Here is a 15781-nt window from a genome sequence, read left to right as displayed (position 1 = left end):
CTTGCTCCCGCTGGGTCGCGTAGCGGCCCCAAAAGATGGGCCTGCTACGCAGTCCAGCGGGAGCAAGCTCCCTCGCCACAGGTGAGTGTCAACTCAACGTTTGGTGTGTTCAGCGCCTTCAGCGCTTTTTTATCGATTATCTCAACGGCTCGCCTATTCCGCCCGCAATAGACCCGAGGGCACCACCGTTTCGATCAGCCCGGTGGCCACGTCGTAGACCAGCCCGGTCACCGTCAAACCGCCCGGCAGGTTCGGATTGGCCTTGAGCGCGGCCACGTCAATCGCTACCGACTTGTACGGATTATCAATCTCCAATGCCGGCAGTTCCTGCTCCGCGACGCCCATGTACTTCGCCAACAATCCCGGCGCGTGGTGGTAGCAACCGGAAATGCCGCATTGCGTGTGGTGCAGCACGATCAGGTTCCAGCCCTCACCCACCCCCGCACCACCCACTCGGGAAACAGTGCCCAGAATGGCCATGGTCTGGAACAGGTCCGGCGTCACGCGGCCACCCACGTTGCGAATCACCGCCGCTTCCCCGGGCTCCAGCTTCAACACATCCATCGGGTCGACGCGGGGGTCAACGCAACCAATGATCATGGTTTTCTGCGAAGGAATAATCTTGAGGTCAGCGGCGAAACCGTTCTCTGCGAACGCCGCATTGCGTTGGGTCAACGTCTGAAGAAAGTCCATGGGTGCCTCTATCGTCGGGTAGGGTTGAGTCGATGCCGCGCCGGCGACGAGTACGTCGAGGGATTCGGCTTAGCGGGTGCCCATGAAATATCGGCTTTTCAGGCCCCCGTCGGTAGCCGTCGAATCAGGCTAAGATTTATCTCGAATCAGCATAAGTGAATCGCCATGGCCCTCAAAGATATCCTCTCGTTGCGGCTGTACACCCGCGTCGCCCGCCTCGGCAGTTTCTCGGCGGCGGCGCGTGAAAGCGGGCTCGCCCAGTCCCAGGTCTCGCGCATGATCGCCGAACTGGAAGCGGGATTAGGCGCACGCCTGCTGTCGCGCACCACCCGGGCCGTGGTCCCGACCGAGGCCGGCCTGGAGTTTCTGGCGCGCATCGAGCCAATCCTCGCCGCTGTCGATGACGCCGAAAACAGCGTGCGCGAAACCGGCGAACTGCGCGGCCTGCTGCGCATCGGCATGCCGTCGACCATGGGCATCCGCGTGGTCATCCCCAGGCTGTCGGCCTTTACCGAGCGTCATCCCCAGTTGCACCTCGAACTGATGCTCGAAGACCAGTGGCAGGACATGGTCAAGGAGGCCGTCGACATCGGTATTCGCGTGGGGCATCTGCCGGACCTGGCCGGTACCGCGAGGCAGATCGGGACGATGTGCCGGGTGATCGTGGCGGCCCCGGACTATCTGTCGCGCCACGGCACCCCGGTCATTCCGGACGACCTTGAACATCACCGGATCATCGGCGGTCCGGCGGGCGCGCAGCCCTCTTCCTGGCAATTCGAGCGCGATGGCAATTTGTCGTCCATCAGCCTGGCGCCCCAATTTTCAACCAATGACACCGCCGGAGCACTCGCGGCTGCGGCCGGCGGCCTGGGCATCACGTCGACCACGTCATGGGCCTGCGCGCAGGAGCTGGCGAGCGGCGCCCTGGTGCGGCTGCTGCCGGAATGGAAAATGGCTGACTTGCCCGTGCATGCCTACTTTCCGCAAGGACGCACGACTCGAATGGCGGCGCGGGCGTTTGCCGATTTTCTTGCCGCGACACTCGGCAGCGATCAAGCATCACCGTGAAAGTAGGTCCCGTGCTCGACAAGCCACTGCTTCCCTTGCGCAAGGCCCTTCTGCTCTCGCGCCAGAATCCAGTCTGAGGTTCGCGCAACACCCTCGCGATCCTGGCCCATCGCCTGCCCGACCAACACCTGTCCCTGGGGCAGCGTCAGAAAGCTGAACACGCCGGTCGAGGGCGCGGCGTTTCTTCGCGACTTCCACGTGCCATAGAGATAACGGTTGTCATAAATGTCACAGCTGCCCTGCCACTCGTAACCGCCCACATTGTCGGAATTCGTCAACCGCAGGCGACCTTTGGCGACGTCCACGTTGACTTTCTCGGTGACCCATTGCGTGGGGTCATCCGCATCCTGCCAGGTCGATTCCCAATCACCGAGATAGTCGTTGCGGCGCCGGTAGACCCGGGCGCTCTGGTAATTGGCCCACCATGGCGCCAGGCAGACACCTACAACCGTGCTGGCACCGGCGAGGATGACGGGAAACCAGTACACCTCAAAGGCGCTCATGGCTAGAGACCTCCAGAGAAAACTGAGGCAAAGTCTAGTTCACGCCACTGGCGATTTCTTCAATCTACCCAAGCGAGAAAACAATGGTCACCTGTCACCTGAGGTATGTGCTGGATCCCTACCAGCTCGAAGCGTTCGAGCACTATGGCAAGCTGTGGATTCCCCTCGTTGAAAAATTCGGGGGCACTCACCATGGCTATTTCCTGCCGTCCGAGGGGGCCAATAATATTGCCCTGGCGATGTTCACGTTCCCTAGCCTGGCAGCCTATGAGCGCTATCGACAGGACTCGATGAAAGACCCGGATTGCATCGCGGCGTTCCAGTACGCCCAGGACACAAAGTGCATCCTCAGCTATGAGCGGACCTTTTTCCGGCCGGTTTTTGGCGAGCCGCTTTAACCCCCGCGACACTCGGCGCATCGACCCCGTCACAGGTTCGCTGCGTCGCCCATTACCGGACCGCCGAACAGTAATTCATTAGCCATACTGAATTGGACCTCGAACCCCCTGTCCAGTCGGTGCGCGAACATGAACATTGCGTGGAGCCGCTTCAAACCAATCCTCCTCTTGCTGCTGTGCTGCCTCAACACGGCACTGGCGCAGACGGTTCCCGACCTGCCCGCCGTCGAACTCACCCCCGCCGAAGAAGCCGAAGTGCAAAGCCTGGTCCTGCCGATCCCCGAGAACTGGGTCGGCGACTTCGAAGGCATGCGCGAGCGTCGTCTGGTCCGGGTGCTGGTGCCTTACAGCAAGACTTTTTTCGAACTGGATCGCGGTCGTCAACGGGGTCTCAGCTATGAACTGGGCAAAGGGCTCGAAGCCTGGTTGAACAAGACCCAGCCCTACGGGAAAAAGTCGATGCAATGGCGGGTCATGTTCATCCCCACCGCCCGAAACGAACTGATGTCGAAACTGATCCAGGGCGTCGGTGACATTGCCACCGGCGGGCTCACCGTGACCGAGGATCGCCTGAAAACAGTGGATTTCTCCGACCCGTTTGCGGTGAACATCCCCGAAGTGCTGGTGACCGCTCCTGGCAGCAAAGCCTTTGAAAAGCTCGAAGACCTGTCCGGTCAGGAAATTACCGTCCGGGCGTCGAGCAGCTATTACGAGCACCTGCAGGCACTGAATGCCTCGTTCAAGGAACAAGGCCTGGCGCCCATCGACCTGAAGGCGGCGGATGAAAACCTCGAATCAGAAGACTTGCTGCAAATGGTCAACGCCGGATTGCTCAAGGCCACAGTGGTTGACCGCTATATCGCGAAAATCTGGGCCCCGCTGTACACCGACATGAAGATTCACGACACGTTTGCCATTCACGACAATTCCGAGTTCGCCTGGGCGATTCGCAAAGACAGTCCAGAGCTCAAGGGCCAACTGGCGGAATTCGTCAAAACCCACAAGGTCGGCACCACGTTCGGCAACAGCCTGCGGACCAAGTACGTCACCAACAGCAGCAAACGGGTGCTCAACGCCACCTCCGAAGCGGAAATGAAGAAGTTTCAGGAGATGGTGGACATTTTCACCCACCACGCCAGCACCTACGGTTTTGACCACTTGATGCTGATGGCCCAGGGTTTCCAGGAGTCGCAACTCGATCAGAAGGCCCGCAGCCCACGAGGTGCCGTCGGCGTAATGCAGCTGCTGCCCAAAACCGCCAAGGACCCGACCGTCGCCATCGGCGGCATCGACAAGAGCGCCGATAAAAATATCGAGGCCGGCAGCAAGTACATGCGCCTGCTCGCGGACAAGTACCTGAACGACCCGCAACTGACGCAGATGAACAAAACCCTGATGACCTTTGCCGCCTATAACGCCGGGCCGGGCAACCTGCGCAAGTTCCGGGCGTTGGCCGAAAAGTCGGGTCTGGACAAGAACATATGGTTCGGCAATGTGGAGCAAGCGGCGGCGCAAGTGGTGGGCCGGGAAACGGTGGATTACGTCGGCAACATCTACAAGTACTACGTCGCTTATAAGCTTGTAGAGGAAAAGACAGCGGCCAATGCCAGCAAAACCGCTCAATGATGGCCAATGGCTCCTGCACCGTAGGTCTTGAATCCCTTTAAACAGCGGCTTACAGCCTGGAAAAGCGCAAAAGTCGTCCTAAGCTAAATCTGTCCAATAGTGGGCTGTTTGTACAACGGAATGATTCACCGCACGGTTTGAGGGCCGCCACTATGCAAGGAGTTCCTCGTCGTTTTCCCGGCCTTCACCTGCGCCCCCAGCGCCAGGCACTGGCGCTGGAACCGCGAATTCTGTTCGATGGGGCCGCCGCCTCTGCAGCGGCCGATCAGCATCACAACGATCCCGCCGCGCCCGCCGATGCCGCGGCGGCTCATCCGGCTGCCCCCACCGAAGCGCGGCCCGCCACCGAGCAACCCGCGCCGTCCGCTGCGCGCAGTTTGCTGGTGCTGGACAGTCGCATCGAAAACCGCGATCAACTGCTGGCGCAACTGCCGGGCAATGTCACCGCCATTGTGGTGAATGTGGGCGAAGACGGTCTGGCGGCGATCTCCGCCGCGCTGGCGCAACTGGGCAAGGTCGACTCGATCCAGGTGATTTCCCATGGCGCGCCCGGGCAGTTCACTCTGGGCAACCGCACGATCACCTCTGACAACGTTGACCAGCTCAGCCAGACCTTCGAGCAATGGCGTAACAACCTGACCCAGGGCGCCGACATCCAGCTCTACGGCTGCGACGTCGGCGCAGGTGCGGCCGGCAGGACCCTGGTCACCGAACTGGCGCGCTGGACCGGCGCCGATGTCGGGGCCTCCAGCAATGACACCGGCAGCAAAGCCGCCGGGGGTGACTGGGTCCTGGAAACCAAAGTCGGCGACATCGACAAGAGCATCGCCATCAGCAGCACCGCCCTCGCCAGTTTCGACGGCTTGCTGGCCGATGCCGCGCCGACGGTCACCTTGCCGGCCACTGGCAGTGATGTGTTGCTGGGCGACCGCTTCAATTTCACCGTCAATTTCAGCAACACCTCCGGCCAGGAAGGTTACGCGCCGTTCCTGACCTTGTTCATGCCCACCAGCGGCAAGGACGGCGACGACGGCGTGAGCTTTATTTCCGCCAGTTACCTGGGGCAGAACCTGGTCACGCACATCGTGATTTTCGATGCGGCCGGCAACGCGACCCACCCCATCGCCAAAGACGCCAGCGGCAATTTCCTCACCATCAACGCCTCGAGCTTTGGCATGCAACCGGGCGACCAGCTGGTGATTATCGAGTTGCCGTTTGCCAGCGTTTCCAGCGGCCAGCCGGTGATTTCGGTGCAGATCAGCGCGAGTTTGAGCAACCTGGCCGATACCAACTTCTCCAATGGCAGCCCCGACCTGACGATTCGCGCCAGCGGCGGCTTCCAGTTCGGTAACGATGCGCTGGACAACCCGTTCGATGACCCCGCCCTGATCCAGGCCGGCACCAGCGCGTTTGTCGTGCATCCGACGGTGATCACGTTCAACGAAACGCTTTCCACCCCTGAAGGTGAAACTGCCACCGGACCCAACTATGGCCGCACCTTGACCGTCACGGTGACCCCGGCGCCGGGGCAGACGCTGCAGCATGTCATCGTCACCCAACCCTTGCCGGATAACATCCAGGTCACCGCTATCACGCCCGGAGCGGGTGGGCGCCTGACCTCCATCACGCTGCACGATGGCACGGTGGTCACCGACCCGGCGCAAATCGCCGTCCTGATCGCCTCTGACGCAGTGTTCATCAACTCGTTTACCGTCGAGTACGACACGCTGACCGCCGCGACCAATACCCAGGTCGCATTCTACGTGCCGGAAACCGACGCCAACGGCCAGCCGATCATCAATCCGGTCACCGGTGACGCCGTCACCATTACCCTCGGCGCGCCGAGCGCCACCGGCCAATGGGCGCCGCTGGACCCGCGCGATGTCGTCGCGCCGAACACTGTCATCGATTTTTCCGGCACCGGCCGAACCACCGACTTCGTCGCCAAGTCCATCACCTTGCTCAAGCAGGTGACCCTGCAGACGGACATCGGCCAGACGGGCATCACCCCTGGCGACACGCTCAAGTACACGCTGAACCTGGCGATTTCCGACTACTTCGCCTTCGGCAAGGACTTTTTCAACCAAGGCCAGCTGATCATCCGCGATCAGCTCAGCGACGGACAAACCCTCACCGGCACCCCGACCCTGACCGTCACCCTCGCCGGTGTAACCCAGACCATCACCCTGGTGTCCACCGTCGTCACCAACGCCGACGGCAGCACCTCGTTGGCCTTTGACATTGCCCAGTCGCTGCGCAATGCCTTCTCCGACATTCGCGGCTGGCTCAACGGTGACCTGGCCTTTGATGATCGTCTGGAAGGCGCGGTGCTGGCGGTGCTCAGCTATTCCGCCATCGTCGGCCAGACCTACAAGCCGCCCTCGGGCGCGCCCCACAGCGAAATCAACGAAGGCGACGAGCTGGGCAACAGTGCCGTGGTCGATGGCACGCTGCTGCAAGACATTTTCAACCTGACCGGGCAAAGCGAAACGGATGGCTCGGCGACCACCAGCGTGATCCCGACCAACACCGTCGACATCCAGATCGTCGAGGTCAATAACGGTACGCCACCGGCCAGCGGCGAGCTGAAGCCCGGTGACGAAGTGACCTTCGAACTGAGCTACAACCTGCTCACCGGCGACTACGAGCAATTCAAGCTCACGGCCTATCTGCCGCTGCCTTTGTTCGACGTGAACGGCGTGGCCTGGACCATCGGCAGCGACTCCGGGCAATGGCAAATCGGCCCTGGCAACACCAATGCCGGTGGCGTACTCACGGTCACCAACGGTGCCGGCAATTCGGTCATCTTCGACTTCGGCAGTTTTGTCACGGCCGACACCACCGGCAGCCGTATTGTCGTGCGCTTTACCTTGCGGGTTGGTGACCAGCCGTTTGCCGATCAGCGTTCACTGGACGTGCTGGCGCAGTCGAGCCAGCAAACCACCCTCACCGACCGCACGCTGATTTCCTCGGACGTGGTGGCCATCGTTTCCGTGGCCGAACCCGTGCTGTCGATCAAGCACGGCGTGGTCTCCAGCAGCAACGGCACCATCACCAACACCACGGGCAGCTGGAACCCGCCGGGCAGCACCGGTTCGCCATTCAATGGCAGCGTAACCAGCCTGGCCGCGGTGGACGGCGACATCAGCGGCATCGACGGCGGCGACAACCTGCGAATGGTCACGGCCATCGAGAACACCGGCGGTGGTGGCGCGTTCGACGTCAGCACCAGCATCACCCTGCCCACGGGCCTGAGTTTCGTCGGTGGCAGCCTGGGCGCCGCCAACCTGCAGATTTACCGGGGCGACGGTACCGCGCTGGTGCTCGGCGTGGACTACAGCGTCAGCGGCAACCAGATCACCTTCCTCGACGCGGGCGGCCAAGCCACCCTCCTCGCCGGTCGCAGCGGCACCGCCGCCGATACCAGCGGCGCCAACGTGGTGGTCATCAGCTACGACGTGGTGGTCAGCGCGACCATCGAAGCCAGCCGCAGCCTGCAAAGCACCGCGACCCTGAGCAATTACGCCAGCGTCAACGGCGGCACCGACTTTACCCCCACCGACCTGACCGACCTGTCGAGCCAGCAAGTGGCAGCCCCGGTGATCAGCAAAGTCTTCGCCGGCGGCACCCTGGACGATGGCGATTCCAGCGCCGGCCACACCACCGGCAGCGATCTGGTGATCGGCGAAAGCATGCAGTACGACATCGTCGTCACCCTGCCCGAAGGCACCACGCAAACCTTGCGCATCGAGGACCTGATCCCGCCGGGCATGCGCCTCGACACCACGTTCAACGGCGGCCTGGGTTATCAGATCATCACCACTCAGGCCGGCAGCGGTGCATTGGGCGCCGATTTTGCCGGTAGCATCGTGGTCAGTGGCTTCGCCGGCCAGGGCGGCGCGCTGGGGGGCGACGGCGTCGATGCGCGCTGGACCTTCAGCGTTTCCGGCGCCACGGCGGACAACCAGACCGGCAACAACACCTTCGTGATTCGCCTGCAATTGGTGGCCAACAACGTCATCGCCAACCAGGCCAATCAGTCGCTGCAAAACTCCGCGCAACTGACCTTCAGCGACCCGGACACCGACACGCCCAACGGCAACGTCGCGGTAGATCGCACGGTGGCGTTGAGTGGCGGGCAACCGACGGTGACCGTGCGTGAACCGACAGTAGTGGTCACGCAGGTGCTGACGTCCACCTCCGGCCTCGGCGGTTATGACCAGGGCGACACGGTGACCTTCACCATCACCCTGAGCAACGGCGCGGGCGGCAACGACTTCAATGCGTTCGACATCAGTTTCTTCGACAACCTGCCTACGCAGCTGAGCAACATCACCCTGACCGGCGTGCTTTATCAGAACGGCGTAACCAACAACGGCGGCGTCGATTTCGAGCTGGTGAACGGTCAGTTGCGCACGGCCAACGGCGCCAACATCGACATCAGCAAGGGCGGCAGCATCGTGCTGAGTCTGTCCGGGGTGGTCAACGCCACGGCGGCCAGCCAGTCCAACTTCGCCAACGTGGCGATCGTGCAATGGACCAGCCTCGACGGCACGCAAGGTGGTGAACGCACCGGGGTCGACGGGCCGCTCAATGGCGGCACGCTGAACGACTACCGTAACGCCTCGACGCTGATTGTGCCGGTGGCCCAGGCGATCCAGATCTCCCGGGTCGGCGGCCTGCCCGACAGCCCGGCCCCATCGCCAACAACTGCACCGCAGGAAGCCGTGACCATCGGTGAAGTGATCCGTTATCGGGTGGTGGTGCTGGTGCCCGAAGGCAACAACCCCAACTACCAGGTGCAAATCACCCTGGCCAACGGGCTGCAGTTCATCTCCCCGGATGCGCTGGTGAACGCCTTGCGCATCGGCTTCATTTCCGGTGGCGGCCTGACCAGCGACGCCAACCTGATCGTCGGCGGTACGCTCGATATCAACGGCAACGAAAACAGCCCCGAAGCCTTGCCGATCACGCCCGACCTGCTGGGCCTGGGGCCGAACGGCGTGTTCGACCCGAGCCGCCTGACGGTGGTCACCAACGCCGATGGCAGCCAGACCATCACTTTCAACCTCGGCAACGTCGTCAACGGCGGCGTGCCGGACACAGACCTGGAAGGCATCGTCCTGGAGTTCAACGTTCGCGTGACCAACCAGGCGAGCAACGTCAGCGGTGCGTTGCTGGGCGCCAGTGCCCATGAAATCGTCAACGGCATCGGCCGCGCCAACAGCAACACGGTACTCGAACAAATCGTCGAGCCCAGCTTCAGCGGCCTCGATAAACAGGTGGTCGGTTTCGACCCCAACCCAACGGGCAGCAGCGGCACCGCCACGGTGCAACTGAGCTTCACCCAGAACGGTGGATTGCCTGCGTTCGACGCTCAACTCAGTGACGGTTTTGCCAGCGGCAGCAATTACAGCCTGGTCAGTATCAGCATCAACGGCACCGTGTTCGGGCCGGGTAACCTGCCCAGCGGCGTGACGTTCAGCACGACGGGCGGCATCAGCGTCAACTTCGATCAGCTGGACGTCGGCGCGCAAATCAAAGTGGTGTATCAGGTCACCCTGCCCAACTCGGCGGCGATTGCCAGCAGCGACGCGACGCTGACCTGGAGCAGCCTGCCTGAAGACTTCACCAGTTGGGGCGGCAACAGCGTCGGCACCGACGGTGCCATCGACGGCGAGCGCACCGGCAGCACGGTCGGTCCGAACCAGTACATTCTTCACGACAACGCAGGGCTCGGCATCATCACCGGTACCTTGTGGGACGACACCGCCTCGGCCACTACCAGCACCGTGCCCGATGGCGCGGGCCTGGTCGGGCAGACGGTGACCCTGACCTGGGCCGGTGCCGATGGCTTGCTCGATACGACCGCCGACAATCTGGTGTTCAGCACCGTCACCGACAGCAACGGGCAATATCATTTCGGTGTGCTGCCGCTGGGCGTGTTCCGCATCGACGTGCCGGCCGGCCTGGTCAGCTTTCCGCAACCGCTGGGTGATTTGCGCGTGCGCATCGACAGCGACGGCGGCACTCCCGGGCAAATCACCCTCACCCTGGGCGATGCCGATACGCAGGCGGCGAACGCCGGTTATGTCGAGCAGAACGACGCGCCGGTCAACACCCTCCCCGGTACGCAACAAGGCCTGGAAGACGTGCCACTGAGCATTGGCGGCATCAGCGTCGCCGACGTCGATGCCGATCGAGATCCAGACGTGGCTGGCCGCAATATCAGCGTGACCCTGAGCGTGCTCCACGGCACGCTGTCTTTCGGCGCGACATTGCCGGGCGTCACCGTCACCGGCGCCAACTCGGCCACCATCAGCCTCAGCGGCACCCTGGCCGACGTCAACACGGTGCTCGCCAGCCTGCGCTATTTGGGCAACGCCAACTTCAACGGCACCGATACACTCACCGTGGTCAGCAACGACCAGGGCAATTTCGGCGACGCCAATGCTGACGGCACGCCGGGGACGGCGGCGGATGCGCTGACCGATACCGACACCTTGCAAATCATCCTCGCCCCGGTGAACGACGCACCGGTGGGCGTCAATGACAGTGCCACCGCCGTCGAAGCCGGCGGCACCAACAATGCTGTCGTTGGCGTCGACCCCACCGGCCAATTGCTGAGCAACGACACCGACGTCGACATCGCCACCAACGCCGACGAGTTACACCTCGTCTCGGTCGGACCCGCCACCGGTGCGCAACTGCCGATATCCGGCGTGGTGGTGATTAACGGTCAGTACGGCCAATTGGTCGTCGGGCCCCGCGGTGGCTACCAATACTTCGTCGACAACAATAATCCCCTCGTGCAGGCCTTGCGACTGTCGGGCCAGACCCTGACCGAGTCGTTTAACTATGTGCTGGCCGATCTCGCGGGGGCTACCGCCACCGCAACGCTGACCGTGACGATCCAGGGCGCCAACGACACGCCGGTTGGCGTCGACGATGCCGGCACGGCCGTCGAAGCCGGCGGTGTGCTCAATGGCACGCCGGGCAGTGATGCCACCGGCAACGTGCTCGGCAACGACACCGACGTTGACACCCCGGCCAACGGCGAGACCAAAACCGTCACCGGTATCCGTGCAGTGGCTGAAGCAGACCCTGGCGAGTTCAAACCGCTCGGTACTCCGATCGACGGCCTCTACGGCACCCTGACGATCAGCGCTGACGGCACTTACCGCTACGTGGTCAACAACGACAACATCACCGTGCAGCGCTTGAGCGCGAATCAGCAACTGGTCGAGTTTTTCAGCTACCGGGTGACGGACGCCGGCGGTTTGAACGACGTGGCGCAATTGCGCATCGTGATCCAGGGCGCCAACGACAACCCGGTGGCCAGCGACGATGCCGCCGATGCGCAAGCGGCGTCCACCAACGGCAATGCGGCGGAAAGCAACCCGACGGGCAACGTCATTCTGTTCCCGAGCCGTCCGGGAACCATCGATCAGGCCGGGGGCAACGGCGTCGACCAGGACGTCGATCAGGCCGACCGGCCCAGCGAGCAATTGCAGGTCAATGGCGTCATCAACAAAAGCGAAGCGACTTACAACCCGGCCACCGATGTGTTGAGCGGTGTCAGCACCGGCACCACCTCGGCCAACGGCACGCTGGTCGCGGGGCTTTATGGCACCTTGCGCATCGGCGCCGACGGTTCGTTTTTCTATGACGTCGACAGCACCAACGCCGCCGTCCAGGCCCTGGCACCCGGGCAAACCCTGACCGAGTTTTTCACCTACCGTGTGGTCGATACGGCCGGGCTGACCGACACCGCGCAACTGGTGATCACGGTGCACGGCGTCAACGATCCGCCCGTGGCGCAAACCGTCATTTCGGTGGCCACTGAACAAGGTGGCGTGAACAACACCTCGCCCGGTGTCGACCCGACAGGTGACGTGACCGCGACGGCGTTCGATCCCGATGGCGATCCGCTGACCGTCACGCTGATCCGCACGGGTGCCGAAGGCACGCCCGGCCCCTCCGTGGCCGTGGTGGCGGGCGGCACGGTGATCAATGGCTTGTACGGCACGCTGACCATCCACCCCGACGGCAGTTACAGCTACGCGGTCGATAACAACAACCCGGACGTTCAAGCCTTGCGCCTGAGCAGCAACTTGCTGCTCGAACGCTTCACGTACACGATCAGCGATGGCGTGAACCCGACACCGGAAATCGACACCGCTGAAATCATCGTGTTGATTCGCGGCCAGAACGACAACCCGGTCGCCACCGATGACGGCGCCACCGCCATTGAAGCCGGTGGTCTGAACAACAACCAGCCAGGGCAAGACCCCACCGGCAACGTGCTGACCAACGACAGCGACGTCGACGGCGGGGAAATCCCGGCGGACCTGCCCGCCCACGATTACGGGGAAACCCGCGCGGTGTCGTCGGTACGCACCGGCGCCGAAGCCGGGACCGGCACGGCCGGCACCTTGGGCACCGAGCTGCGCGGCACCTATGGCTGGCTCACGCTGAACGCCGACGGCAGCTACAGCTATCGCCTCGACAACAGCATGGCCGAGGTTCAGGCGTTGCGCATCGGCAATACCCTGGCCGACGTCTTCACCTACAGCGTGATCGATGCCAGCGGCGCGCAAGACAGCGCGGCGCTGACCATCACTATTCAGGGCAGCAACGACACGCCCGTCGCCCAGAATGACGCCAACACCGCCATCGAAGCCGGCGGGTTGAACAACGGCACGCCGGGCGTCAACCCCAGCGGCAACGTGCTGGCCAACGACAGCGACGTCGACGGCAACGGTGAAACCCTGAGCGTGGTCGACGTGCGCCAGGGCGCCTCGGTTGGCGTGATCGGCAGCGGCCTGGCTGGCGCGTTTGGCACTCTCACCCTCGGCGCCGACGGCAGTTACACCTACGTTGTCGATAACAGTAATCCGCAGGTTCAGGCACTGCGCACCAACACCGATGTGTTGACCGAAACCTTCACCTACCAGATCCGCGACCTGGCCGGCGCCACCAGCACCGCGACGCTGACCATCACCCTGCGGGGCACCAACGACAATCCGCTGGCCGTGGATGACACGACCGTCGCGGTCGAGGCCGGCGGCACCGCCAATGGCACGCCGGGCACCAACCCGGGCGGCAATGTGCTGACCAATGACACCGACGTCGATGCCAGCGACAGCAAAACCGTGACCGACATTCGGGGCGGCACTGAAGCGGCGGGCGGTACCTTCACCACCCTGGGTGCGAGCCAGTCGATCAATGGCTTGTACGGCACGCTCACCATCGCCGCCAACGGCACTTACAGCTACGTGGTCAACAACACGCTGGCGGCGGTTCAGGCACTCAAACCAGGTGATTCACTGGTCGAAACCTTCACCTACCGGATGCGCGACACCGTCGGCGCCACCGACATCGCGCAGCTGAGCATTCGCATCGACGGCGCCTGGGACGCACCGGTGGCGACCAATGACGTGGCGGTCGCCGTGGCCGATAACGGCGCCGGCAACAGCGTCAATCCGACCCGCAATGTGCTGCCCAACGACACCGACGTCGATCAGGGCGACGTGCTGCACGTCAGCGGCATCCGCTTCGGCACCGAGGCGGCGGGCGGCACGCTTGATGCGGTCAACCCTGGCACCACCAACACCAATGGCACACTGGTCAACGGCCTCTACGGGCAATTGATCATCGGCGCCGACGGCAATTACACCTACATCGTTGACTCCAATAACCCGACCGTCCTGGCCCTGGGGCCGCTGCAGTTCCTGGACGAACACTTCACTTATCGGGTGACCGACCTGGGCGGGCAAAGCGACCTGGCGGAAATCCACATCATCATTCGCGGACGCAATGACGCGCCGGTCGCCAACCTCGATACCGCCACCGCAGTCGAAGCCGGCGGCGTGAACAATGGCCAGGCCGGGATCAACCCCAGCGGCAATGTGCTCAGCAACGACACCGACCTTGAAGGCGACGCCCTCACCGTCTCGGCGTTGCACACCGGCGGACTGGCCGAGGCCGGCACCAATGGCGTCCTGGGCGTGGCGTTGCGCGGGCAATATGGCCAGTTGATCCTCAACAGCGATGGCAGTTGGCTGTACCTGGTGGACAACGACCTGCCGCAAGTCCAGGCGCTTCGCATCAGTGGCCAGACCCTGACCGACGTGTTCACCTACACCGTGAGCGATGTCTTCGGCGGCACGGACAGCACCGAGTTGCGCATCACCCTCGACGGCCGCAACGACACGCCGGTGGCGCAGGACGACGGCGCCACGGCCCTCGAAGCCGGCGGCATAGCCAATGGCACGCCGGGCACCAATGCCACCGGCAACGTGCTGGACAATGACACCGATGTCGACAGCGTGGCCAACGGCGAGACCAAACAGGTGCTGAGCGTCAGCGCTCAGAACGGCCAGTCCAGCGGTGCCGGTCAGGCGCTGGCCGGCCTCTATGGCCAACTGACCCTGAATGCCGACGGCAGCTACACCTACGTGATCGACAATAACAACCCGACGGTACAGGCACTGCGCACGGCAGGCGAAACCCTCAGCGAGACGTTCACCTACCGCATGACCGACACCGCCGGCGCGACCTCGGATGCGCGGTTGACCGTGGTGATCCAGGGCGCCAACGACGCCCCCGTGGCGAGTAACGACAGCGCCGTCGCCAGCGACCAGACGCCCGCGCCGCAAGCCACCGGCAATGTGCTGCCCAATGACAGCGATGTCGATGGCAACGATGCCTTGCAAGTCGTGGCGATCCGCACCGGCACCGAGGCCGGGACTGGCACGACGGGTGTGGTCGGCCAGCCGATCATCGGTCTCTACGGCACGCTGGTGCTCAACGCCGACGGCAGCTATACCTACACCATCGATCAGAGCAACCCGCAGGTGTTGGCTGCCGCCGGATTAGGGCAAGTGCTGCAGGACATCTTCACCTACACCATCAATGACCGGACCGGCGCCAGCGACCAGGCCGAACTGGTGATCAACCTGGACATCGCCACGCCGTTCATTCCGGCGCCCCAGGGCAACTTCTTCGACCGCGACCCGAATGACCGGGACCGCACCTTGCGCCTGCCTGATCCGTTGCCGGCGGTGTTCATCACCCCGGTCGTCGAGCGTGAAGCGCAGTTGCTTGAGCTGTCGACCTGGAACGCGGGCGGCGCCAATCTGCGGATCAGTTCGATCGGTGAGTTCACCGCCGATTCCGTGGGCGCGGGCCTGGGCATCGTCCCGGGCCAGTTCGTGTCGCAGGCCGTGCGCGCAAGCCGCGCCGAGAGCGATCTGGACCTGGCGTGGATTCTCGGTCGCCAGGGGCGTACCAGCCTCAGCGCCGATGGCCTGCTGAGCGATCCCTCCCTGTTTACCCTGGACGCTGCGCATCTGACGCAGGGCCCGGCGCAAACCGAAGCACGTTCTGAACCGCGTCCGGCGCGAGGTTTCAGCGCCCAACTGCGCAATGCCGCCCAGCGTTTGCACCCTACCAGCCGGGGTGTCGACAGCGGACGAACCGAATGATTGG

At 63.4% G+C, this 15781-nt stretch carries 6 protein-coding genes; 4 read left to right on the top strand and 2 right to left on the bottom strand.

Annotated elements, in window-relative coordinates; all coding sequences use genetic code 11:
• Positions 1 to 153 precede the first annotated feature (153 nt).
• Positions 154 to 693, bottom strand: coding sequence for a carbonic anhydrase (locus EJA72_RS10175; RefSeq protein WP_157711333.1), 540 nt, complete (start codon positions 691 to 693; stop codon positions 154 to 156).
• A 165-nt stretch (positions 694 to 858) separates the two neighbouring features.
• On the opposite strand from EJA72_RS10175, the gene EJA72_RS10170 reads away from it, so the two are divergent.
• Positions 859 to 1761, top strand: coding sequence for a LysR family transcriptional regulator (locus EJA72_RS10170; RefSeq protein WP_157711332.1), 903 nt, complete (start codon positions 859 to 861; stop codon positions 1759 to 1761).
• Here the strand turns inward: EJA72_RS10170 and EJA72_RS10165 are convergent.
• On the bottom strand, positions 1746 to 2264 hold the full coding sequence (locus tag EJA72_RS10165) for a hypothetical protein (RefSeq protein WP_157711331.1): 519 nt from the start codon (positions 2262 to 2264) through the stop codon (positions 1746 to 1748). The two genes, EJA72_RS10170 and EJA72_RS10165, sit on opposite strands and share 16 nt — an antisense overlap.
• Positions 2265 to 2347: 83 nt before the next feature.
• Here EJA72_RS10165 and EJA72_RS10160 point away from each other — a divergent pair, with 83 nt between their 5' ends.
• The 3 genes from EJA72_RS10160 to EJA72_RS10150 all read left to right on the top strand — a co-directional run bounded on the left by EJA72_RS10160 (position 2348) and on the right by EJA72_RS10150 (position 15777).
• A complete protein-coding gene (locus EJA72_RS10160) occupies positions 2348 to 2662 on the top strand; it encodes an NIPSNAP family protein (RefSeq protein ID WP_157711330.1) in 315 nt (104 codons plus the stop codon).
• 129 nt (positions 2663 to 2791) lie between these two features.
• Positions 2792 to 4288, top strand: a complete 1497-nt coding sequence (locus tag EJA72_RS10155; RefSeq protein WP_157711329.1) for a lytic transglycosylase F — start codon at positions 2792 to 2794, stop codon at positions 4286 to 4288.
• Between the two features lie 152 nt (positions 4289 to 4440).
• Positions 4441 to 15777, top strand: coding sequence for a VCBS domain-containing protein (locus EJA72_RS10150; RefSeq protein WP_157711328.1), 11337 nt, complete (start codon positions 4441 to 4443; stop codon positions 15775 to 15777).
• Positions 15778 to 15781: the final 4 nt, after the last annotated feature.

This window comes from Pseudomonas sp. PB120, from assembly GCF_009761815.1.
GTDB lineage: Bacteria > Pseudomonadota > Gammaproteobacteria > Pseudomonadales > Pseudomonadaceae > Aquipseudomonas.
Note: the sequence above shows the minus strand (reverse complement) of the source record. Positions and strands in the feature narration are given on the sequence as shown.